20 protein-coding genes and 1 pseudogene are annotated in these 23405 nt (G+C 56.2%); 13 read left to right on the forward strand and 8 right to left on the reverse strand.

The window, feature by feature from the left end; genetic code table 11:
• Window positions 1–54: 54 nt before the first annotated feature.
• A complete protein-coding gene (locus tag N8E88_RS06530; protein ID WP_262291183.1) occupies window positions 55–1299 on the reverse strand; it encodes an ABC transporter substrate-binding protein in 1245 nt (414 codons plus the stop codon).
• Window positions 1300–1587: 288 nt separating this feature from the next.
• On the opposite strand from N8E88_RS06530, the gene N8E88_RS06535 reads away from it, so the two are divergent.
• Window positions 1588–2646 (forward strand): LacI family transcriptional regulator, encoded by a 1059-nt coding sequence (locus tag N8E88_RS06535; RefSeq protein ID WP_262291184.1) that lies wholly within the window; start codon window positions 1588–1590, stop codon window positions 2644–2646.
• 15 nt (window positions 2647–2661) lie between these two features.
• Here N8E88_RS06535 and N8E88_RS06540 read toward each other — a convergent pair whose 3' ends face one another.
• Window positions 2662–3519: a PCC domain-containing protein gene (locus N8E88_RS06540; protein ID WP_262291185.1), complete on the reverse strand. Its 858-nt coding sequence runs from the start codon at window positions 3517–3519 to the stop codon at window positions 2662–2664.
• Between the two features lie 135 nt (window positions 3520–3654).
• Between N8E88_RS06540 and N8E88_RS06545 the strand changes: the two genes are divergently transcribed.
• The 3 genes and pseudogenes from N8E88_RS06545 (at window position 3655) to N8E88_RS06555 (ending at window position 6476) form a co-directional block, all read left to right on the forward strand.
• On the forward strand, window positions 3655–4494 hold the full coding sequence (locus N8E88_RS06545) for an IclR family transcriptional regulator (protein WP_262291186.1): 840 nt from the start codon (window positions 3655–3657) through the stop codon (window positions 4492–4494).
• Window positions 4491–6111 (forward strand): annotated as a pseudogene (locus N8E88_RS06550) (acyl-CoA synthetase). Before N8E88_RS06545 ends, N8E88_RS06550 begins: the two are co-directional and overlap by 4 nt.
• A 134-nt stretch (window positions 6112–6245) precedes the next feature.
• On the forward strand, window positions 6246–6476 hold the full coding sequence (locus tag N8E88_RS06555; RefSeq protein WP_114432309.1) for a hypothetical protein: 231 nt from the start codon (window positions 6246–6248) through the stop codon (window positions 6474–6476).
• A gap of 16 nt (window positions 6477–6492) precedes the next feature.
• Here the strand turns inward: N8E88_RS06555 and N8E88_RS06560 are convergent, their stop codons facing one another.
• Window positions 6493–9021 (reverse strand): DNA translocase FtsK, encoded by a 2529-nt coding sequence (locus N8E88_RS06560; RefSeq protein ID WP_262291187.1) that lies wholly within the window; start codon window positions 9019–9021, stop codon window positions 6493–6495.
• A gap of 182 nt (window positions 9022–9203) precedes the next feature.
• Between N8E88_RS06560 and N8E88_RS06565 the strand changes: the two genes are divergently transcribed.
• The 4 genes from N8E88_RS06565 to repC all read left to right on the forward strand — a co-directional run bounded on the left by N8E88_RS06565 (window position 9204) and on the right by repC (window position 13560).
• On the forward strand, window positions 9204–9374 hold the full coding sequence (locus N8E88_RS06565) for a hypothetical protein (RefSeq protein ID WP_262291188.1): 171 nt from the start codon (window positions 9204–9206) through the stop codon (window positions 9372–9374).
• A gap of 267 nt (window positions 9375–9641) precedes the next feature.
• On the forward strand, window positions 9642–10913 hold the full coding sequence (repA, locus tag N8E88_RS06570) for a plasmid partitioning protein RepA (RefSeq protein WP_262291595.1): 1272 nt from the start codon (window positions 9642–9644) through the stop codon (window positions 10911–10913).
• Window positions 10914–10920: 7 nt separating this feature from the next.
• A complete protein-coding gene (repB, locus tag N8E88_RS06575) occupies window positions 10921–11994 on the forward strand; it encodes a plasmid partitioning protein RepB (RefSeq protein ID WP_262291189.1) in 1074 nt (357 codons plus the stop codon).
• A 252-nt stretch (window positions 11995–12246) separates the two neighbouring features.
• A complete protein-coding gene (gene repC, locus N8E88_RS06580) occupies window positions 12247–13560 on the forward strand; it encodes a plasmid replication protein RepC (RefSeq protein ID WP_262291190.1) in 1314 nt (437 codons plus the stop codon).
• 56 nt (window positions 13561–13616) lie between these two features.
• Here the strand turns inward: repC and N8E88_RS06585 are convergent, their stop codons facing one another.
• The 5 genes from N8E88_RS06585 to N8E88_RS06605 form a co-directional block, all read right to left on the reverse strand.
• On the reverse strand, window positions 13617–14042 hold the full coding sequence (locus N8E88_RS06585; protein WP_262291191.1) for a hypothetical protein: 426 nt from the start codon (window positions 14040–14042) through the stop codon (window positions 13617–13619).
• Between the two features lie 341 nt (window positions 14043–14383).
• Window positions 14384–15442 carry a D-TA family PLP-dependent enzyme gene (locus N8E88_RS06590; protein ID WP_262291192.1) on the reverse strand — a complete coding sequence of 353 codons (1059 nt, stop codon included), beginning with the start codon at window positions 15440–15442 and terminating at the stop codon, window positions 14384–14386.
• Between the two features lie 2 nt (window positions 15443–15444).
• Entirely contained in the window at window positions 15445–16326 is an 882-nt protein-coding gene (locus tag N8E88_RS06595) for a MurR/RpiR family transcriptional regulator (protein ID WP_262291193.1), read from the reverse strand.
• 5 nt (window positions 16327–16331) lie between these two features.
• A complete protein-coding gene (locus N8E88_RS06600; RefSeq protein ID WP_262291194.1) occupies window positions 16332–17399 on the reverse strand; it encodes an ABC transporter ATP-binding protein in 1068 nt (355 codons plus the stop codon).
• A gap of 1 nt (window position 17400) precedes the next feature.
• Window positions 17401–18192, reverse strand: coding sequence for an SDR family oxidoreductase (locus tag N8E88_RS06605; protein ID WP_262291195.1), 792 nt, complete (start codon window positions 18190–18192; stop codon window positions 17401–17403).
• Between the two features lie 239 nt (window positions 18193–18431).
• Here N8E88_RS06605 and N8E88_RS06610 point away from each other — a divergent pair, with 239 nt between their 5' ends.
• The 5 genes from N8E88_RS06610 to N8E88_RS06630 all read left to right on the forward strand — a co-directional run bounded on the left by N8E88_RS06610 (window position 18432) and on the right by N8E88_RS06630 (window position 23301).
• Window positions 18432–19661 carry an ABC transporter substrate-binding protein gene (locus tag N8E88_RS06610; RefSeq protein ID WP_262291196.1) on the forward strand — a complete coding sequence of 410 codons (1230 nt, stop codon included), beginning with the start codon at window positions 18432–18434 and terminating at the stop codon, window positions 19659–19661.
• Between the two features lie 82 nt (window positions 19662–19743).
• A complete protein-coding gene (locus N8E88_RS06615) occupies window positions 19744–20613 on the forward strand; it encodes a carbohydrate ABC transporter permease (RefSeq protein ID WP_262291197.1) in 870 nt (289 codons plus the stop codon).
• Window positions 20610–21434: a carbohydrate ABC transporter permease gene (locus N8E88_RS06620; RefSeq protein WP_262291198.1), complete on the forward strand. Its 825-nt coding sequence runs from the start codon at window positions 20610–20612 to the stop codon at window positions 21432–21434. Before N8E88_RS06615 ends, N8E88_RS06620 begins: the two co-directional genes overlap by 4 nt.
• 18 nt (window positions 21435–21452) lie before the next feature.
• The gene (locus N8E88_RS06625; protein WP_262291596.1) at window positions 21453–21821 is read left to right on the forward strand and encodes a RidA family protein; all 369 of its coding nucleotides are present in this window, start codon (window positions 21453–21455) and stop codon (window positions 21819–21821) included.
• Between the two features lie 10 nt (window positions 21822–21831).
• Window positions 21832–23301 (forward strand): M81 family metallopeptidase, encoded by a 1470-nt coding sequence (locus tag N8E88_RS06630; protein ID WP_262291199.1) that lies wholly within the window; start codon window positions 21832–21834, stop codon window positions 23299–23301.
• Window positions 23302–23405: the final 104 nt, after the last annotated feature.

Raw genomic sequence — 23405 nt, forward strand, 5'->3', positions numbered from 1 at the left:
TCACTGGATGCCGGACCCAACAGGTCGGCATCGCTGCTACGGTGGTTGTTCGAGTTATTTGGCTTCGCCGATGATCTCGACGTAGCGCGCCTGCGCGTCCTCGACGGTCATGTTCTTGTCGGCGAAGAACTCCGTCATCAGATCTTCGATCTGGCCTTGCGAATCGGAGGAGAACGCTTGCTCATATGAAGGCAGCACATTGTTGCTGTCCGCCAATATCTTGATGCCCTTTTGCATGCATGCATTGGCCGTCTGCATGTCGACGTCCCCACGGATCGGCAGCGAGCCCTTGGCGAGATTGAATGCAACCTGCGTCTCCTTGGAGACAAGCATGCTCGCAAGCTTCAGCTGGGCCTTGGTAACTTCCGGATTCTGGTTCTTCGGAAAATAGAAGGCGTCACCTCCTGTATCGAGGGCCGGATGAACACCGAGGCCCGGAAGACAGTCATAATCAGTGCCCGCAACCTTTCCAGCCACGCCAAATTCACCCTGTGCCCAGTCGCCCATGATCTGGCCGCCGGCTTTGCCGGTAAGAACAAGTGATGTCGCTTCATTCCACTGCCGTCCGACGTAGCCGGGGTCGGCAAGGTCTCGTGCATTGGCGAAAGCTTGCCAAACCGCTTTCATCTCGGGGCTGCCAGCGGCTTCGGTACTCTTTTCATCCACTATCTTGAGATAGAGCTCCTTGCCGCCAAGGTTGGCCAGCATCACGCGGAATACGCCGTCGATCTGCCAAGCATCGCCGGTCGCAAGCGGGATGATGCCTTTTTCCTTTAGCTTGGGTGCTGCAGCGACAAATTCGTTCCAGTTTGTAGGAACTGCAGCGCCGACTTCCTTGAACGTGTTGGGATTGATCCACATCCATTGCCAGGAGTGAATATTGACCGGAACGCAATAAATCTTGCCCTCATATTTGCAGGCATCGAGCAGCTTGGCGGGGCGAATAAAATCGGCCCAGCCTTCCTTGGTGGCAAGCTCGGTCAGGTCGGTCATCAAACCGGCCTTGACCAGATCTTCGGCATCGCGACCGGTATTCAACTGGGTGGCACCCATTGGATTTCCGCCAAGAATACGGCTGACGATGATTGGGCGGGCTGTGCTGCCGCTGCCGGCGATCGCGCCGTCCACCCATTTGTCGCCACCTAACTTGTCGTAAGATTCGGCGAGAACCTTGGCGGCTGCCGCTTCACCACCAGAAGTCCACCAGTGGGTTACTTCAAGGTCAGCGGCACTGGCCGGGTTGGCGGCGAAAAGAAATGTAGACGTAGCAAGCGCGGTCAAGACAGAACGGTAACGCATCGTAATCCTCCCAAATCTGAAACGTTACAGGTAGGCTAGTGTAAAGCGCCATCAAGTGCAATCACCGAAACCCAATTTTTTCGAAATTGATGTGACGGGTTTTGTCAATCTGCCAGATAATCTTGCAAATTCAGGGAAATAGACAATTGTGACTACTGGGTGTGATTGCCAAGTAGCGCCAATATCGTCTAGGATCACGTTGTGACAGCAGTTAGAAAGTTTCGAGTTGCGGTATTTTTGTAAAACGATACAGGTTTCATCGAAGAAAGGCTTGAAGGCCAATTGAATATGAAGACGACAGAACGCGATCAGAAGGCGGTAATCGATGCAGCCGGGCCCGTTGAAGGCGAGCGGCCGACGTTGAAGACGATTGCCTTCATGGCGGGGCTTGGTGTCACCACTGTTTCGCGCGCGCTCAAGGATGCACCCGAAATTGGCCAGGCGACCAAGAATCGTGTTCAGCTGATCGCCAAGCAGATTGGATACAGGCCGAACCGTGCCGGTGTGCGTCTTCGTACCGGCAAGACCAATGTCATCAGCCTCGTGCTCAATGCCCAGTCAGAGATCATGGGGCTCACCTCCAACATGGTTTATGGAATTTCCGAAGTGCTTTCGGAGACGCCCTACCATCTGACAGTCACGCCTTATTCGGTGAAAAATGACCCGATGCAGCCTATACGCTACATTGTCGAAACGGGCTCTGCGGACGGGATCATCATGTCGCGTACGGAGCCGAATGATGCGCGCGTCCGCTACCTCACCGAACATGGCATTCCGTTCGCGACGCACGGCCGGACAGAAATGGGGATCGAGCATCCGTTCCATGATTTTGACAACGAGGCCTTCGCCTATCTTTCGGTGAAAAGTTTGCTGGCAAAGGGGCGTCGCAGGATCGCCATGCTTGCGGGCCCGTCACCTTCGGTCACCTATTACCGGCACCTCGATCGGGGTTTCTCGCGTGCTGTGGAGGAGGGAGGCGCGAGTACGATTGCTGTGTCCGATATTGATGTCGATACCTCGCTCGGCCGTATCCGGAACCGGATGGAGGAGATCATGTCGACCCCAAACCGCCCCGACGGCATTGTCTGCTGCAGTGGCAGCGCGGCCATTGCGCTGGTTGCTGGTATTGAAGCTGCCGGACTGAAGATTGGCGAGGATGTTGACCTTGTCTCGAAGCAGTCGACCGATGTGCTGCAATGGTTCCGTCCGCAGATCATCGTGTTCAATGAGGATGTTCGCCATGCCGGACGTGAACTGGCGCGAGCAGTGTTGCGAAGGATAGCCGGGGTCGATGCGCGAGAATTGCAGAGTCTCAGCTACCCTGATGAACACGAACCGCGCTCGTGAAGTGGTCAGGGATCGTTAGGCCTCTTCGAGGCACAGCTCAAATGTTATGCACACGGGGTTTTCACCGCGAAGGAGTTCCCCGCGTGTGATATTGCCCTGGGTGTCGACCATAACGATATCGACACGTGTTCCGGCTGACTGGCGTGTGACGAAGCCTTGGGTGACGAAGACTTCGGTTGCGATATCGTCTACTTTTGAACCGTCCGCATAGCGTGCGCCGATCAGGCTGCCTATGCCGCCGCGCAATTTTGCTGCGGCGAAGTCATGTTTCCGGCAGATATCCTCCAGGGCAATGATGAGGTCCTCATTTGGACCAACACGCGCGATCACAGTGCGCGGACCATTGTTGGCGGTGATCGCCGCTTTTGAAGGTACCGGATGAAAGAGCGTGAAGGCGGTCTCTTCATCGGGCTCCGATACCATTCGCACGTCCTCGACACCCCAGGCAATTGCATGAATGGGCCGGCTGATGATCGCTTCATGCGGCAGGACATGGCCGGCACCACGCTTGCCGTCGTGCTCGGTCCAGATGGCATGGCAATGGATAAAAGGAGCGCCGTCACGCTCGCCAAAGGTAACATTACCGTTCTCAAGCCGCGTTTCGCCGGCCGGTGAGAATATGTCGCTGTACCAGGCAGCATGATGCCCGTCCGTCGCAAGAGCCGGCATAAGATAGTGGAATGGATTGAAAGCTCCGCCATCAAGAACAAGTGAAGCCGCTGTGACGCCGGACGCCTGAAGCGGCCGGGCAATGGCATCATTTATGCTTTGGCCAGGTTCAAGAGTGAATTCCAGCCTTCGGCCGACGCCCTCAAAACTCTCGAAGCGTTTTAAGCGCGGAGGTCCAGGTTGCCGCAGAAATCGTTCCGACACCAGTCACCGCCAAAGCCGTCGCAGGATGAGCAGCATATTATGAACTCCAAATTCGGTTTACCGGCCGTTGAGTTGTGGCATAGTTCCACAAATGAACGAAATGATCCACGATGTGGATCAATAAGAGGAAATGGGATGGAGCAAGAGGTCAGGCCGACTACGGTTCTCAATGGTTCGCAAAGCGTTGACAGGGCGCTTGGACTGTTGAGCCTTGTCAGCTACTCCGGCGACGACGGCAGCACGTTGACTGATATCGTGGAACAAAGCGGTCTCAACAAACCCACGGCGCGCCGTTTGCTTCTGGCGCTCATACGCTCTGGCCTCCTGGAACAGGACCCTGTGACCCGACGATACTATCTCGGTCAGGAAGCTTACGTACTTGGCACTCTCGCAACACGGCGCTATGGCCTTCTACAAATCTCCCGCGACAGCCTTGGTTTTCTGTCGGCCAAAACACAGGACACCAGCTTCCTTTCTATCCAGCGCGATAGCTACGCCGTTTGTCTGCATCGCGAGGAAGGCACCTATCCGATTCGCACCCATGCATTACAGGCTGGCTATCGCCATCCCTTGGGTGTGGGCGCCGGGTCACTGGCGATTCTGGCCGCGATGCCGGATGACGAGATTGAAGCTATTTTAGCGACGAATGAAGCCGCGCTCCTGGCCGAGTATCCGAACCTTTATCCCGACCGCATTCGCGCTGACATTGTGACAGCCCGCGAAAACGGCTTCGCCCTTAATCCCGGGCTTATCCTTACAAATTCATGGGGCATTGGTCTCGCTATTCGCTATCCGGATGGACGACCAGCCGGCGCCCTCAGCATTGCAGCCATTGACAGCCGCATGCAGCCTTCACGTCAAACGGAACTCGCTGCTTTGATGCAAGGTGAGACGAGAAAAATCGAAGCGCGGCTGGCCCATCTTCAACCCAATGAGCGGTCAAGACGGGCGCCGGCTCCAAAGGTGGTGACATGACTGCGAAACATGGACTGATAATCGAACCCATGTCCAAGCGGGTGATGAACCTATATGGGTTTCTCGCTCAATCGGCACGCCGCTTCCCGAAGGAGATTGCACTTGTCTGGGGCGGAAAAACATGGACATGGGCGCAACTGCAGCGCCGTGTCAACGCCATGGCCGCAGCGTTGCACAAGGAATTCGGTGTGGTCAAAGGCGACCGGATCCTCGTTCAATCACAGAATTGCAACCAGATGTTCGAATCAATGTTCGCGTGCTTTCAACTTGGAGCGGTGTGGGTGCCCACTAACTTCAGGCAGACATCAGACGAAGTGGCGTATCTGGCAGCAACGAGCGGTGCAAAAGGCTTGATCTGCGGGAATTCATTTCCAGAGCACGTCGAAGCTTGCCGGCAAACGAGTGCAGCGATGGAATTCGTCATCGCGATCGGAAAAGCCGATTTTGCCGAGGATTACGACCATTTTGTAGATCGTTTCGATACTGAAACGGTGTTTACTGCCCCTGTGGATCATGATGATCCGTGCTGGTTCTTTTTCACCTCTGGCACGACCGGGCGGCCCAAGGCTGCTGTACTGACCCACGGTCAGATGGGATTCTGTAGTAACCAATCATCTGTGCGACTTGATGCCCAGTACGACGCATCTCGATGCGTCGCTCGTGGTCGCGCCCTTATCTCACGGCGCCGGGATCCATCAGCTGACGCAGGTGGCCAGAGGTGCAAAAACCGTCCTGCTGCCAACAGAAAAGCTCGATATTGCCGAAGCCTGGCGTCTTGTCGAAAAATGGCGTGTGAGCAACATGTTTACCGTGCCCACGATCCTGAAAATGCTGACCGAGCATCCAGCGGTACAGGAGCGGGATCATTCGTCATTGCGTTATGTGGTCTATGCGGGCGCACCCATGTACCGGACCGATCAGATCAATGCCTTAGAGACGCTGGGCCGGGTAATCGTGCAATATTTCGGACTGGGTGAGGTGACCGGCAATATTACTGTGTTACCGCCGGCCGAACACTATCTGGAACACAGCGAGGATACGCGGCCGGGCACCTGCGGCTATGCGCGTACCGCAATGCAAATATCGATCCAGGATGACAACGGAACTGAAGTTTCGCCCGGCATAACCGGCGAGATTTGCGTGATCGGCCCTGCCGTTTTTGCTGGCTATTACAACAATCCGGAAGCCAATGCGAAAGCCTTTCGCAATGGCTGGTTCCGTACCGGCGATCTCGGACACATGGATGAAGCGGGGTTTCTCTTCATCACCGGAAGGGCCTCGGACATGTATATTTCCGGCGGCTCCAACATCTATCCGCGCGAGATCGAGGAGAAGATATTAACCCATCCGGACATCAGCGAAGTGGCGGTAGTGGGTATTCCGGACCCGGTATGGGGCGAGGTGGGTCTTGCGGTCTGCGTTGCCCGCCCCGGTACTGCGCTGGCAGCCGAGGAGATCATTGCCTGGCTTGACGGCAAGATGGCTCGCTACAAAATGCCGAAGCGCCTTGTGTTCTGGCCAGAGATGCCGAAATCCGCCTATGGCAAGGTCGCGAAGAAACTGATCCGGGAAGAGCTCATCAAGCGTCACCAACTCGACGATCACATGGAACAGTAAGGCTCAGGAACCAAGCGCATTTCTCATTTGGGAACGACCATTTCTATTGCGGTGCAGCAAAATGGTTGCATTGCAGCAAAACTTCCGTACTCTGCAAGAATCGGGAGGAGCAACTGTTGCAAAAGGATGCCAGCATGCTCCAGGTTGTAATACTCATTTGCTCAACAAGTCTGTCGCCGATGGATTGCCAATCCAACACGGCGCTGGATGTGATTTACGGGCCTCAAACCAGCAACGCCATGATGTGCGGGATGCAGGGACAGGCTTTCGTAGCACGCACCGCCATTGTCGGACGTTCGCCCAACGAGTTCATCAAAATCAGATGCTCGCCGTTGAAGCCCATCAAGGCTGCTCTGCGACAATAGCAACCTTCCGTGTTGATTAAGCTGTGTCCCTGTTGACGTTGAGAATCTCGCGCTTGCCGACATGATTGGCGGGGCCAACCAGCCCTTCCTTTTCCATTCGCTCCACCAGCGAAGCGGCGCGATTGTAGCCGATCTGCAGCCGTCGCTGGATGTATGACGTCGAGCATTTTTTGTCACGCAGCATGACTTTGACTGCCTGATCGTAGAGCTCGTTTCCATCTTCTGCAGCCATGGCGCCCTTGTCGAAGACTGCACTATCGTCACTGTCCGCAGCTTCTTCATCGCTTTCGTCGGCCGTGACAGTATCGAGATAGTCCGGCTGCCCTTGAGTCTTCAGATGCGCAACGACCTTTTCGACTTCTTCGTCTGAAACGAAAGGTCCATGGACGCGCGAAATACGGCCGCCACCGACCATATGCAGCATGTCGCCCTGGCCAAGCAGCTGCTCCGCACCTTGTTCGCCGAGAATGGTGCGGCTGTCGATCTTGGATGTGACCTGAAACGAGATGCGAGTGGGAAAATTCGCCTTGATGGTACCGGTGATCACATCGACCGATGGACGTTGAGTCGCCATGATCAAATGAATGCCGGCGGCACGCGCCATCTGGGCGAGGCGCTGGATCGCCCCTTCGATATCCTTGCCCGCCACCATCATCAGGTCGGCCATTTCATCGACAATGATGACGATATAGGGCATCGGCGTGAGGTCCATGGCCTCCTGCTGATATTGAGCTTCGCCGGTTCCCTTGTCGAAGCCGGTTTGCACGGTGCACATCACCGTTTCGCCCTTCTCCTTCGCGCTGATAACGCGGGCGTTGAAACCATCGATATTGCGCACGCCGAGCTTCGACATTTTTCTATAGCGGTCTTCCATCTCGCGCACGGCCCATTTGAGAGCCATCACTGCCTTCTTTGGATCGGTGACGACCGGGGTAAGAAGATGCGGAATCCCGTCATAGATGGACAATTCAAGCATTTTCGGATCGACCATGATCAGACGGCATTCTTCCGGTGTGAGCCGGTAGAGCAGCGACAGAATCATCGTGTTGATGGCGACCGATTTTCCGGAACCGGTCGTACCGGCTACGAGCAGATGCGGCATCTTGGCGAGTTCGGCGATTACAGGCTCACCGCCGATGGTCTTGCCAAGGCAAAGTGCGAGTTTAAATCTGGTCTTGTCAAAATTCTCGGATGCGACCATTTCGCGAAGATAGACTGTCTCTCGCGTCGTATTGGGCAATTCAATACCAATGACGTTGCGTCCGGGAACAACAGCGACACGAGCGGACAGCGCAGACATGGAGCGGGCGATGTCGTCGGCAAGGCCGATAACGCGCGAGGATTTCACGCCTGGCGCAGGTTCGAACTCATAGAGTGTGACGACGGGACCGGGGCGCACATGGATGATCTCGCCGCGGATGCCGAAATCTTCCAGCACGCTTTCAAGTAACCCGGCGTTCTGCTCTAGCGTTTCCTGCGAGATGGTGACGGCATCATGCGTGACCGCTTGTTGTAGCAGGGTTACCGGAGGCTTTTCGTAAGAACTGCGCGGGGCAGCGAAAATGCGTGGTTTGACGGTATCCGCGACAACCTGCCGTGGTGGGAGCGGGGGTTGCACGGGCGCTATGTCGCGACGCCGGCTGATGGTGCCCTGGGGAGGGACAGCGGGAACAATTTCGGGAATTGCGGTCAAACCCGCATCAACGGTGTCAACCTTTTCCGGGCGCTCTTCCGACGATGGCTCCACTTGTTGCTTTAATTCCGTGCGCACCGGGGCGAGCGACGGCGACACGAGCGGTGACTTGAGCGTTGCCGCAATGGGCTCAACCACGCGGAAGCGAGCGGTGACTTCGTCGGGGCTGTATCTCGGCATTGGCTTGACGGGGATAGCCGCCGCAACTGATGCAATCCCTCCGATAAAGTCAGCGGATTCGAAGTACGCATAATCCGATACGTAAGCCAACGGCGAGCATTCGGACGGCGAAGATTTTATTTTCGTGATGGCTTCGGCAGGCGCAGGGGCCGACGGGACGACTGCTGGGAGAGGTTGCGCTGGTACCGCCACTTGGCCGAAGAGGAGGGACCCACCGGACTCCAGGTCGCGAACGCGACGGGGTATGACGATTGCCTCCGGGTTTCTCGTCGGTTTTCCAGAAGCCGGGCGTTTCTCATCCGCCTTTGGCGTTACGGCGACTTCTGCCGGCGCCGGGCCCTTGTTTTTCATGAGTTCGCTGTCGGGTGTGCGGGTGAAACGGACATTCTCGGATAGCGAAAACATACGCTTCGAAATTGGCGTGGACGACGCACCCACATCAAATCTGCCTGCCGGTACCGGTACCGGCGCTGCCGCGGACGCTGGCCTGGGCGACGTGGGAGCGATCGTCCGTTTGACCACGACGCTCTCATAAAGTGCGCCCGAATTTGCGTTGGTGAGATCTATCGGACGCAACGGCGGAACCGGCACACGGACCAACTCTTCACCGGCGCTGCTTTCAAACTCATATTCATCTGCTTTTACTGGAAAATTTGTTCTGGGGATACGCATGATGCCTGCAGCGGAACGATGTGAGATTACCGAAGGGGTACCTCATCTGAATAGAAAACCAAGGTTAACAACTCACTACTTTTGACGGGGGCACCTCGATTTCATGCGCAAATTGTCTAGCTTCCATGCTAAGGACAGCATTCTGTCGTTCCCGCAATTTTCACATCAGAAAGCAGTTTGTAATGGCGATCAAATTCGCACTGAAAGACACCACTTCGAAGTCCCCTGCCGAGACGAAATCAACAGCAGCAAAATCAACTGAAATGCAGGCTCCGGATACCAAGGACGCACCTGATAGCGACCTGTTCGAGCCCAAGCCAGCCGACCAAAAACGCAAGAAGAAGAAGTGGTAAAATAGTGCGGTTTGCCGAATGAATTGGTTAAATTGCGTTAACTATAAAGTTCTTGACGCGACTCGGTACTTCCCTCAGGTTGGTTACGGTTTTTGAGGGTAACAGGCTAAATAGGCGTTACACAGATTTCGCGGTGTTAGTATCGAGCTGCAGCGTTAAATTGTTGTCCAGCGTTACCCTTTTGGTTTTTCTGTCAGAATCGGCGCATCATTCCGGAGCGCTGGTAGGCAGTCTGTTAATAGGCGCACAGGATCAAGCGTGACTTTAATGAATACAGCACAGACACATCGGACCGTTGACGCCCAGTTGCAAGGCGATCCTTCCCTGTCTGTTGCCTTGCCGGCCGACCGCGCGATAGCGGCGGATGCCGAAATGCTGTCAGCGCAGTTGCAGGCGATGCGCAATCGGCTATTTCCGCCGACTGCCCAGAAGACTTTGCGCAAATTCACCAGTGGCGAGGCTGCAAAGCTGATTGGCGTATCGGATGGTTATCTGCGGCAGCTTTCGATCGCCGGCGAGGGGCCGCAGCCGGAAACTGGAAGTGGCGGTCGCCGGCTTTATACGCTTGCCGAAATCAATGCGCTGCGCCGGCATCTTGCCGAGGCTGGCGGCGCCAAGGCGAAAACGTACCTTCCGCATCGCGACCCCGGCGCCAACGAGCATATGCAGGTTATCGCGGTCACCAATTTCAAGGGTGGCTCCGGCAAGACAACGACGAGTGCACACCTTGCGCAACATCTGGCCATGGCCGGGTTTCGGGTGCTGGCTGTTGATCTTGATCCACAGGCATCGATGTCAGCGCTCTTTGGTTACCAACCGGAACTCGACCTCACCGGCAATGACACGCTCTATGGCGCAATTCGTTACGATGGCGAACGCAGGCTATTGCGCGATATCATCTGCAAGACCTATTTCGATGGTCTCGATCTCATCCCGGGTAATCTCGAACTACAGGAGTTCGAACACACGACACCCCAAATGCTGGCGGACCGGCAGCATGGCACACAGAGTGTCGAGCAGCAATTGTTCTTCGCGCGTGTTCAGGCCGCTTTGGATACGGTTTCGGATGACTATGATGTCGTCGTCATCGACTGTCCCCCCCAGCTTGGGTTCCTGACGCTTTCGGCGCTTTGCGCGGCCACATCGGTGCTGGTGACTGTTCACCCGCAGATGCTTGATGTTGCCTCCATGAGCCAATTCCTGTTCATGACTGCGGATCTTCTCGCCGTCGTGCGTGAAGCGGGCGGTGAACTCAATTTTGACTTCATGCGCTATCTCATTACGCGCTTCGAACCCAATGATGCACCTCAGCAACAAATCGCAGGTTTTCTGCGCTCCTTGTTTGGCGAGCGCGTGCTGACGAACTCAGTGGTCAAGTCGACGGCTTTTTCCGATGCAGGGTTGACCAAACAGACGCTTTATGAGGTTTCCCGCGACAGCTTCACCCGCGCTACCTATGACCGCGCGTTTGAATCGCTGACTTCCGTCAACTCTGAGATTCAGGGCCTGATCTTCAAGGCATGGAACAGGCCGGGGTGAGGGCGCGATGATGGTCGACAAGAATCGTAGGGATCAACTCAAGGCACTGTTTGAGACAGTAGAGACTAATTCGGCGCCCGAGCAGAAGCCAGCCGAGTTGACCCCAATGCGGCAGAGCGCTTCGGTAGAGCCGTTGAAGCCGCGGGCAGCTTCTGGTGCGATCAAGGCGATGGGCCTGTCGCTTGGCGGAATATCGAAGGAGATCGAGGATGCACGGCGGCTGAAGGAGACTTTCGAAGGCAGCGAGCGGGTCATCGAGCTCGATCCGGCGCTTGTCGATAGCTCATTCATCGAAGACCGGCTCAGCCACGATTCCGGATCAGATGACAGCTTCGAGGAACTGGTCGAAAGTATCCGGCAGAATGGACAGCAGGTTCCTATCCTTGTTCGTCCGCATCCGGAGAAACAGGGCCACTACCAGACGGCTTATGGCCATCGCCGCCTGCGCGCCGCTCGGCGTATCGCCAGGCCGGTGCAGGCTATCGTCCGCAATCTCACCGATGTGCAGCTTGTTCTGGCGCAGGGCAAGGAAAACACAGAGCGCCGTGATCTATCCTTCATCGAGCGCGCTTTCTTTGCCCGCAATCTTGTCGAGCGGGGCTTCGAGCGCGGGCTTGTTCAGGATGCGCTATCCCTCGATAAGGCAGAGATGACACGGTTTCTGCAGGTCGCGGCAGCCGTACCGGCGGCGGTTGTTCGCGCTATTGGTCCCGCGCCAAAGATCGGCCGGCCGCGCTGGGTCCGGTTTGCTGAGTTGCTCAAATCGATCGACGCGCAGGCTGCTGCACTGAACGAGATCACGCTGGAGCCATTCAGCGCTGCTGACAGCAATGCGCGCTTCAACCGCATCTTCGAGCGGCTCCTGAAAAGCGTCGAGCCTGTCGCACTGGCGCCGCGCAATCCGCCGTCGGTCGTTGGCAACAAATACTCAGGCACCGGTCCAATCGCGCAGTTGAATTCAGACAAGGGAAGACAGGTTCTGACCTTTGCCGAGCATATTCCGCAAGAGTTTGCGGTCTTCGTAACGGGGGAGCTCGAGACATTGCTTGCCCGCTACAATAGTCGGTCAAGTGACAAATAGCATTGCGACTTCAGTCGTTGCAAACCGGTTGGTTGCGTAAGCGTTAAGCCCCAAAACCGCAATTCGGTTCTGGACAGTTCAAAAGGACGAAAGCGAAGGAAATAACGGCAAGAAAAAAGGCCCCCAGAACGTTACCGCCCCGGAAGCCCTCTTCAATGTAGCAATTTTAGAGAATCACTTCCACCCAGACTTGTCAAGAGTCGGACGCGTTTCGGCATGCCTTTTCATTGCCTCAACTTGAGGTAAAGGACCATGACCGATCGTTTTGCAACGACGCCGTTTGGCGGCCGTTCGTTGTCGCACGCCATGTTTGCCGTGCAAGAAAAGACAGCACGGGCCCGCGAAAAACTGGCGGGTACTGACCGACAACACCCGGAGAAATGGGCGCTGCTGCGTTCATTGACCGAGGCTCGTACAGCGTTTTTTCTCTCGGACCGCACAATTGCCGTTCTGGAAGCACTGTTAAGCTTCTATCCCGAGACGATGCTGGACGGCAGTGCACCACTGATTGTCTTTCCATCCAATGCGGAGCTTTCCCTGCGTACCCGCGGCATGTCCCCTGCGACAATTCGCAGGCACCTTTCGGCGCTCGTCGAAACGGGCCTGATCATTCGCCGGGACAGTCCCAATGGCAAACGTTATGCGCGGCGCGGCGAAACCGGCGAGATCGAACATGCTTTTGGCTTCGACCTTTCGCCGCTGGCGCTACGGGCAGGCGAAATCGAGGCCCATGCGGTTCAAGCTAGGGATCTCGCGCGAGCCATTCATCGCGTCCGCAGCGAAATCACCATCCATCTGCGGGACGTATCCAAGACCATAGACGCCGGGCTTGGCGAGGAACGTGCGGGTGATTGGGAAACATACGCAGATGAGCTGGCGGCGCTTTCGGGACGAGTGAGCAGGCACCTGCCTCTGGAGATACTGCGGGTGCGGTGTGATGCCCTTGCGAGATTGAGAGAGAGAGTTGAGAAAACCTACCTGGAATCTCTTTCAGATAAAGAAATGAGCGCCAGTGACTCTTCTTTTGAGCACCATATTCAGAATTCAAATATAGATCACCCATTTGAAAGGGCCAAAGAAACCGGCCAGAAGCGATCCGCTGAGCTGCAATCTGAAAACAACGAGCCCAGGCGAATAGTTGCGCTGAACAAGATGAGAAATCGCTTGGAAGCGGTCCGGCGAAATAAAAACCGTGGTGAGGGCGGTGCGGCCGGTGATTGGCTTGATCTTGAAACGAAATCGGTTCCGATGCCGCTGGAGGCCGTGTTAAGCGTTTGCCCGCAAATCATCGATTATTCCCGAGACGGTATTGAGGACTGGCGTGATCTGATGCAGACGGCGGGACTAGTCCGATCAATGCTGGGTGTATCGCCTGATGCCTGGGAGAGGGCGCGCAAAACCATGGGCGATATCAATGCATCGATCACGATTGCTGCCATTCTTGAGCGTATCGATGATATCCGTTCACCGGGAGGCTATCTCAGGGCGCTGACCGATCGCGCCGAAATCGGTCAATATTCGGTGCTTCCGGTGATCAAGGCACTGGGTGGGGAGAAACACGTGTGAGTGCCTTCTCCATCCTGCCAGCCGTTTCGGATTTTACGAGATCGGTTATGGTCTGCTCAAGACGACGATATCGGCAGCGATCCTGACAGTCCTTCTTCGGGAGATTTCCTGATGAGACATTGGCTGCGCAGCTGGCGAAGACGTTGCAATTCAACGTTGTAACGGGTAGTTGTTGGGAACGGGAATGTCGGTTGTGCCGCTTCAGATGTCTTTATTCTGAGGTGAATGTGCTGGCTGGAAGTGGTAGCCTTACCATTTGATGCCGTCATATCCTTGAATATCCTCAATTGAGGATGTGGTTGCAACGCGCTGCCTTCGTTTTTGTACTTATAATTACTACCAATTGTCTGCTCTTTTCTTGATTTCGACGTCGATACTTTATGCCTTTTCAGGAACCGTTCCATGGATGTTGTGGGCCCCAAAATATCTGCGAAGCTTGGTTCGGGTGGTGACAAACGTGGCATTCCAGTTGTTGCCATCATCGGTCTCCCGCTCTTAGCTCTACTGAGCGTGCTGTTTTTGGGATTTGGCTTTGCGTTAAAGCGCCAGCAGGCGGACTTGACCAAGACCTATTTCGAACGCACAGCCGAGTTTCTCGCCCGCGATCTGGCCGATCAATTGGGACAATTGTTCACGCCTGCGGCCGAATATGCTGACAAGCTCGCAGCAACGCTTGCAGAAGCGAAATGCGCCACGGACGAATGCGTATTTGCCATATTAAGGATGCAAAGGGCGATTGCCGACCGCATCCCGCAGCAGGTCGCCTATGTCCTTTTCGGAGACCGTACCGGGCGGCGCTCCTGCGCGGAACGGCCAAAAGCCCTTAATCGACGCGGCCCCGTGCAGCGACAGGCTCAATCTCGACCACTTCGTTGCCTGAAATCAGCACGACCTCATCGAACAGATTGGAGACGACACAGGCGTGATTGGGAATGATACGCAGCCGATCTCCGATCTGGGGCTTATCCTCACAGGCTGAAAAATCGATCGTGCCGTGTTCCTCGCTGAGCGAGGTGACCACTGCATCCGGGTAGCCAACAATATACCCGAATCCATCCATGCCAAATGTATCGCTGGTAAGAGCCTTAGAACCGGCATCGACGATCGCTCGATTCTCTGTCGGTCGGCTGACCACCGTTGTCAGGACTGTGAGCGCACAATCGTCCCATGTGCCGACCCCTTTCGCGGCTTGAAAGCGGTCCATGTAGATATACGTGCCAGGTCGATGTTCCGTGGCGCTCTTGACTTCATGTGCCCGCCACATATCCGGAGAACCGCCATTGGAAATGATGCGCGGATCGAGTCCAGCAGCGATGGCCTTTTCTTTGGCAGCAGACAGAAAAGCCTCATTTTCGACAATCGCACCGGTCTTCGGATAAGTCATGAAGCCTGCAAAACGCAGGCCACCGGCAGCATCGATCAGTTTTGCCAGCGCAACAGCTTCATCGGGCGATTGTACGCCGCAACGTCCCATTCCGGTGTCGCACTCTACCAGTACGGTGAGCGGCTTTGGCGCATCGTTGAACGTTTCGGAAAGACCGCGGACGGTAACGTCACTGTCCGCGGTGACAGCAAGCGTGACGCGTTCATTCAACGCCAACAGACGACCGAGTTTCGCTTTGCCGATAATGTTGTAGGGCAGAAAGATATCCGTCAGTCCTGCGTCGGCCATGACTTCTGCCTCGCCAAGTTTCTGGCAGGTTATGCCGACTGCGCCCAACTCGACCTGCCGCTTGGCAAAACGCGGCAGTTTGTGTGTCTTGATGTGCGGACGCACCGCCAGTTCGTGTTTGTCGGCATAGGCCTGGAAGCGCTGCATGTTCGCCTCGGCGCGATCGATATCAATGAGGACGGCCGGCGTATCGATTTCGGACAGTTTCAATTTCAATCTCCAAGAGGCAGGTTGGGAGCATCGGTCTTGTGCAGACCCTGTAGGTTCTTGATGCGGCGCATCCGCTCCACTGCAGGGGCGCCGATTTTTTCGGCGATAGTCATTGCCAGCATATCGGTCAATGCAAGCAGAGCATATCGTGCAGGCGAGGGACGATAGACATTTTTCCCTTCATCTATGTGGAACGGCAAGATCAGCTGGGCAGCCGATGCCAGGGAAGAACCGGGTGCGGTGAAGGCGATCGTCTTTGCACCATACCGCCCGGCAATTGTCACCGCCTCTATCAAGGGCTTGACCTCGCCGGAAAGCGAATAAGCGACAATCACCGTGTCCTTACTGCTGATTGCTGCTGTCATCTGCTGCATCTCGCCATCGATATGCGATGAGGCATGGATGCCGAGGCGGAACAGCCGGTTTTCCAATTCGGTTGCCGCCATGGAGGAAGCGCCGCCCGAACCGTAGGCACGGACCATTCTCGCTCCGACGACAATTTCCGCCGCCCGGTCAAGATCGTCGCGATTGATGAGTTTGGTGACCATTTGGATGGCGTCGGCAGCGCTCTTGGCGATGATTGAAGGAACACTGTTTCCTGTCACGTCTTCTACGGGACTAGGAATGATGAACCGCCCGGCAATCGCCAGTGATTGCGCCAGCTTTACCTTGAACTCGCGCGTGCCTTCAAACCCAAGCATTCGGCAGAAGCGGGTGATCGTCGGCTCGCTTACACCGGCCCTTTGCGCAAGCTTGTCGATCGAAGCATGAGTAGCGAATTCCGCATCGGAAAGTATTGCCGCGGCAACCTGGCTGTCGGAATTCTTGCCCGTCTCGGCAATTTCACGCAAGCGGGCGACAATGTCGAAATGGGGTGGCGCCATGAGGGTCAGATCCGGTCTCCTGTTTTGCGGTCGAAGACATGTACTTTCGCGGGATCGATCGTCAGCATCATCTGACTTCCGGGTTCCGGGGCAATTCGATCGCGGAAGACGCAACGCGCATCAATGCCTGCAATTGTACCGAAAAGATGCGTTTCCGAGCCTGTTGGTTCGACAACGGCGACTTGGTAAGGAAATCCTTCATCGTTGTCAGCGAGCCGGTAATGTTCCGGCCGGATGCCAATTTCGATTTCCTGGCCCGACTTGGCGGCTGTGTCTCCGACAGGAATGGTGAACCCTTCTTGCGTGCGCATTCGGGGCTGGCCGTCGCCACGCTCCAAAGTTCCTGGGATGAAATTCATAGCTGGTGATCCTAGGAACCCTGCGACAAATTTGTTGACTGGTCTGTCATAGAGTTCGAGCGGCGTGCCGGATTGTTCGATGCGGCCGCCGTTCATGACGACAATACGATCCGCCATCGTCATCGCTTCGATCTGGTCATGCGTCACGTAAACCATCGTCGTCTTCAATTGTTGATGGAGCGCCTTGAGTTCAGTCCGCATCTGCACGCGCAACTTGGCATCAAGGTTGGAAAGCGGCTCGTCGAAGAGAAACAGATCCGGTTCGCGCACAATTGTCCGGCCCATCGCGACACGCTGGCGTTGACCGCCGGATAGCTGGCGCGGAAGACGATCAAGATAGGCATGGAGATTGAGCGTCTCCGCTGCCTTGTTGACCTTCGCGTCGATCGCTCCGGAAGCTTCCCGGCGTATTTTCGGGCCAAAGCCGATATTTTTGCGTGTGGTCATATGGGGAAACAGCGCGTAGCTCTGGAACACCATGGAGATATTGCGCTGCTGTGGCGCAAGTCCATTTGACAGCCGGTCTCCAATCCACAATTCGCCGGACGAGATGTCGTCGAGCCCCGCAATCATTCGCAACAGCGTGGACTTGCCGCAGCCGGACGGGCCGATCAGCACCAGAAACTCGCCATCCCGGACGTCAAGGTCGACGCCGTGCAGCACGTTCATCGGGCCGTAGGATTTGACGAGCTCTTTGATCCGCAATCCGGCCATCTCAATTTTCCCCTGCAAGAACATCGTTGATAAAGCGCAGATTTCCGGCGGTCAGCCCGGCGTCTACGGCAAGCGCAGTACCGGTGATTCCGGATGCCGCAGACGACGCCAGGAACAGGGTAGCCTGCGCCACTTCTTCCGGTGTCACCATGCGCCCCAGCGGATAATGCGGCAACACTCTTGCCAAAAGGTCCGGCTGGTTCTGCAGCCGGTGGTCCCAGGCCGGCGTCCGGACCGAGCCGGGACAAATCGCATTGGCCCGGATTCCGTATCGTCCGCGTTCAACCGCAAGCGCTTTCACGTAAGATATCAATCCGGCCTTGGCGGCTGAGTAGGCAGGATTGCCAAAATGGCTGAGGGCATTGACCGAGGAGATGAAAACGATACTGCCGCTGCCACGCTTGCTCATAGCATCGACAATCGGTGTTGTTACATGAAACGCGCCGTTGAGGTTGATCGAAACTTCGCGCTCCCACACATCGCCATCGACCTGATCCAGGGTCTCCCCACGCGTAAAGCCGGCATTGTTGATCAACACATCCGGCGTGCCCTGATCGTTGATGAAACTATTGACGGCTTCATGGACCTGTGTCCGGCTGGTCAGGTCGAAAACCAGCCGATATGCTAGCGAAAGTTCCGACATGGATTGCAGTTCCCGATCGGCCCCGGACACAACCGCACCGGCTGCCGTAAACGCAGCGACCAGCGCCCGGCCGATCCCGCCGCCAGCGCCAGTAATGAGAACGTGCCGGTCTTTCAATCCAAGAAACTCGTGCAGATTTGATAAGGTCATAACCAACCACATCCCCTTGCGGTCGATGCCGCCTTGATGTCAGCTAACGGCTATCGATGAAAAAAAGCAACACCAAAAACTTCCTGTTAGACTAAATACTGACTTGCATGAAATTAAATTACATTTGAATATGGCGATGCTGGTTGAGTATCGCGTTTGGAGATTTTGGAGCACTTCCCCGAGCGCGGTGAGGAGAAACAAGACCGATTGGCGTGTGGGCCAAAATAAGGGGAATCAAGATGACGATCAAACAGAAACTATGCCTTCTTGCGGGAGCAAGTCTCATTGCCTTCACTACGAGCGCCTTCGCCGATAGCACGGTGCGCGTCACCATAGCGGAGTACAGCAAGGGCACAGGTCCCTACTTCGAAGAGGCTGCCAAGGCTTTTGAAACGGCCAATCCCGACACCAAGATTCAGATCGAGGTCGTGCCGTGGGATAATTTGCAACAGAAGTTGACCACCGACATTTCCGCCGGTGCCAATGCAGATCTCTCAATCATCGGCACGCGCTGGCTGCTCGATTATGTCAAGGAGGGCATCGTCGCCCCGCTCGATGAGCACATCACGCCCGACTTCAGGGCTCGTTTCATTGATACGTTCCTGTCGCCGTCAGTGATGAACGGCAAGGTCTACGGCCTGCCAATCGCCGCTTCGGCCCGCGCCATGTATTACAACAAGGACATTTTCGCCAAGGCAGGCATCGACACGCCGCCGGCAACCTGGACGGACCTCAAGACCGCCGCGGAGAAGATCAAGGCGCTTGGCGGCGAGACCTACGGTTTCGGGCTCCAGGGCAAGGAAATCGAAACCGACGTCTATTTCTACTATGGCATGTGGTCGAACGGCGGCGAGATCGTCAAGGATGGCAAGTCGGGTCTCGATTCACAGGCGGCGATCGATACGGCAAAGCTCTACAAGAGCTTCATTGACGAGGGTCTGACCCAGCCTGGTGTCACCTCCTATGCGCGCGAGGATGTCCAAAATCTGTTCAAGCAGGGCAAGGTTGCGACCGTCATCACCGCCCCCTTCCTGTCGAACCAGATCAAGGCCGAGGCGCCCGATCTCAAATACGGTGTGGCACCGATCCCTGCCGGCCCGACCGGCGACAAGGGCACCTATGGTGTGACGGACTCGATCGTCTTGTTCGAAAACTCCAAGAATAAGGAGGCTGCCTGGAAATTCCTTGATTTCCTGTTCACGACGGAGCAACGCACCAAGTTCGACAAGGTCGAGGGTTTCCTGCCAGTCAATGCGGAGGAATCCAAGGATCCGTTCTTTGCCGATAATGCCGATCTGAAGGTCTTCACGTCCCTCTTGCCGAATGCCCGCTTCGCGCCAGTCATTCCGGGCTGGGAGGACATTGCCCAGACGACATCCAACGCCATCCAGAAGATCTATCTGGGTGAGGGCGAGCCCGAGGCCACGTTGAAAGAGGCGGCTGCCAAGATCAACGAGACGCTGAAATAACCCGCAGCAGGAGGGCGGCTTTCGGCCGCCCTCCTGCTTTAGTTATACCTTCGCTATTACCAAGCCAAATATCGAGAAGCCGATGCAAAGGGCTACAGCCCCCTACATTCTGATTCTGCCGAGTTTCGTCCTGGCGGCGGCCATCATTCTCTGGCCACTCAAGGAAATCGTTTCGCTGTCGTTGCATGACGTCAATCGCTTTGGCATGTTGCGCGACTTCATCGGGCTCGAGCATTTCCGCGTCCTGTTTGCCGATCCGGACTTCATTGCCGCAACCTGGAGGACGCTTGTCTGGACGGCGGCGGTGGTGCTTGGCACACTGATCGTCTCCGTTCCGATTGCGCTGATCCTCAATGAAGATTTTTACGGGCGGGGCATCGCCCGTATCCTCATCATGCTGCCCTGGGCGATATCGCTGACCATGACCGCTATCGTGTGGCGCTGGGCTCTCAACGGCGAGAGCGGCATGCTCAATTCTGCTTTGCGTGGACTTGGTCTTATCAACACCAATATCCAGTGGCTGGCCGAGGCGTCTACCGCATTTCCCATGCAGATCCTCATCGGCATCCTGGTCTCGGTTCCGTTTACGGTCACGATCTTCTTAGGCGGGCTTTCCTCCGTTCCGGACGATCTCTATGAGGCGGCGGCGACGGAGGGAGCGGGGAGTTGGGATCAGTTCCGGCTGATCACGTTGCCCTTGCTCCGACCCTTCATCAACATCGCCTTCGTTTTGAACACTATTTACGTTTTCAATTCCTTTCCGATCATCTGGGCGACGACGCAAGGCGGCCCCGCCAACTCGACCGATATTCTGGTCACATATCTTTACAAAGTCGGCTTCCGGATCGGCAGGCTCGGCGAAGCCGCAGCTGTTTCACTGATCATGTTCGCCATTCTTCTGGTCTTCACCATCATCTATGTGCGGCTAGCGATGCGCGAGGCGAAGGCATGAGCAGGAAACTCAAACGTTCGATCTTGTTCTGGCTGCTGCTGTCGCCAATCGTGGTGGTGATCCTGTTTCCCTACGCGGTGATGACCATCTCGGCGCTCAAATCTGCGACGGAAGTGCTCAATCCAAACTGGTGGCCGTCGGAATTGCGCTGGCAGAATTTCCCTGAGATGTGGCAGACATCAGGGATTGCCGAGGCGCTGGCCAATTCGCTCTACGTGTCGGCGCTCTCGACTGTGCTGACCATCCTCGTGTCGATCCCGGCCGCCTATGCCCTTAGCCGTTACCAGTTCGCCGGGCGTGATCTGTTTCGCCAATTTCTCCTCGTCTCGCAGATGCTGTCGCCGATAGTCCTTGTCATCGGCCTGTTCCGGCTGGTTGCTGGTGCCGGCATGATCGACAGCCTCAATGTGCTGGTCGTCATCTACACCGCCTTCAACATAGCCTTCTGCGTGTGGATGCTGCAGAGCTATTTTTCGACGATTCCGCGCGATCTTGAGGAAGCCGCGTGGATGGAAGGCGCGAGCCGCTGGCGCACGCTGATCGCCGTGTTCCTGCCCTTGGCTGTTCCGGCCATGGTCGTCACGGCGATCTTCACCTTCATCAACGCCTGGAACGAGTTCGTCATCGCATTGACGATGTTGCGTACCGAGGGCACGTACACGCTGCCGATCCGCGTCTTTTCGCTCGTAGCCGGACGCTATACGGTCGACTGGCACTATGTCATGGCCGCGGCCTTCGTCGCCTCCGTGCCCGTCGCCATTCTTTTTGCCTGGTTGCAGCGTTATCTTGTACGCGGGCTTTCCATTGGCGCCGTCAAATGACCAACACAAGGACTAGAGATCATGACCAAACAACATTTCGGCCAAGCACATGTGCCGTTGTCGCCTGCAGTGCGCGCCGGGGATTTCATCTATGTTTCAGGGCAGGTTCCGGTGGGTGCTGATGGCACGGTCATTGTTGGCGGGATCGAAGCCCAGACAAAAAAGGTGATGGAGAACGTCCAGTCCGCCCTGGCACTGGCGGGTGCAGACCTTTCCGACGTGGTCAAGACCTTCGTCATTCTCGAAGACGCCCGCGAATTCGGGGCATTCAACAAGGTCTATGCCACCTATTTCCCGAAGGATCCGCCCGCGCGCACGACGATTGAATCGCGGCTGATGATCGACATCAAGATCGAAATCGAAGCCATCGCCTACAAGCCACTCTGAGATCACATTCATGCGCATATTTGCTGCGTCGTTCGCGACGGAAACCAACACTTTCTCCCCTGTGCCAACAGACCGTGCCAGCTTTGAAACGGCGTTCTATGCGGGGCCGGGCGAACATCCGGAAACACCGACCTTGTGCTCGGCGCCCATGGTGGTTCTACGGCGCAGGGCCCGCGCGGAAGGATTCACGCTGATCGAAGGAACCGCGACCTGGGCCGAACCTGGGGGATTGCTGCAGCGGCAAGCCTATGAGGGTCTGCGCGACGAGATCCTTGACCAGCTCAAGGCAGCGCTGCCCGTCGATGGTGTGATTCTCGGCCTGCATGGCGCTATGGTCGCGCAAGGATACGATGACTGCGAGGGCGATCTTCTCGAGCGGATCCGCAATCTCGTCGGGCCTGATGTACTTATCGCATCTGAACTCGATCCACACAGCCACCTGACGAAGAAGCGCGTCATCAATGCGAATATACTTGCGGCCTTTCTGGAATTTCCGCACACGGATTTCTACGAACGCGGCGAGCATGTAGTGGAACTCGCCTTGCGTACACTCAGAGGTGAGATCACACCGGTCATTTCAACCTTCGATTGCCGCATGATCGGCGTCTATCCGACCAGCCGTGAGCCGATGCGTTCTTACGTGGATCGTCTGAAAGCCCTGCAGGGCAACGATGGCATCCTTTCTGTCTCGCTCATTCATGGCTTCATGGCTGGAGATGTCCCGGAACTCGGCACCCAACTCATGGTCGTCACTGATAATGAGCCGGCAAAGGGTTTAGCGCTCGCGAAGAAATTGGGCATGGAGTTGTTCGCGATGCGTGGAACGACGGCGATGCCGATGCTCGACACGGAAGCCGGGTTGAACAGGGCCGTTGCGCTCGTTGCGCAGAAGCCGGGTAAGCCGGTCGTTGTTGCAGACGTCTGGGACAATCCGGGCGGAGGTGTTGCCGGAGATGGCACGCTAATCCTGCGAAGGATCATCGAGCGCGGTATCGACAATGTCGCCGTGGCGACGATCTGGGATCCGATCGCGGTGACCTTCTGTCTGGCAGCAGGTGAGGGCGCACATATCCAGTTGCGCTTTGGCGGCAAGGCAGGCCCGGATGGCGGCGCACCGATCGATGCGCGTGTCGAAGTGCTCAAGGCCGTGCATGAAGGATGGCAGAGTTTCGGCAAGAGCCGGGTTACGCTTGGACCTGCAGCGGTCATCCGCCTTGAGGGCACAGATATCGAGATCATCCTCAACACCAACCGGACGCAAACCTTTGAGCCAGACATTTTCTCCAATCTCGGCATCGATCCCGGGTCTAAGGACATGCTGCTTGTCAAGTCGACGAACCATTTCCATGCGGGTTTCGAGCCAGTGGCGGCGGACATCATTTATATTGACGCTGGTGCGCCCTATCCCTCCAATCCGAAAAAGACGGACTATCGCAAACTTTCGCGCGAAATCTGGCCTCGGGTCGAGATGCCGTTCTGATTTGTCAAAGAGCGGGCGTACCTTCCCCTTGCCACGCCCGCTTTCGCGTCTGGCCATTGCTTGCATGCCGGGAAGACGGGCGGTCGTCGAAGCGCGTCTTTGTA

The sequence above is a fragment of the Phyllobacterium zundukense genome, from assembly GCF_025452195.1.
Lineage (GTDB): Bacteria > Pseudomonadota > Alphaproteobacteria > Rhizobiales > Rhizobiaceae > Phyllobacterium > Phyllobacterium zundukense_A.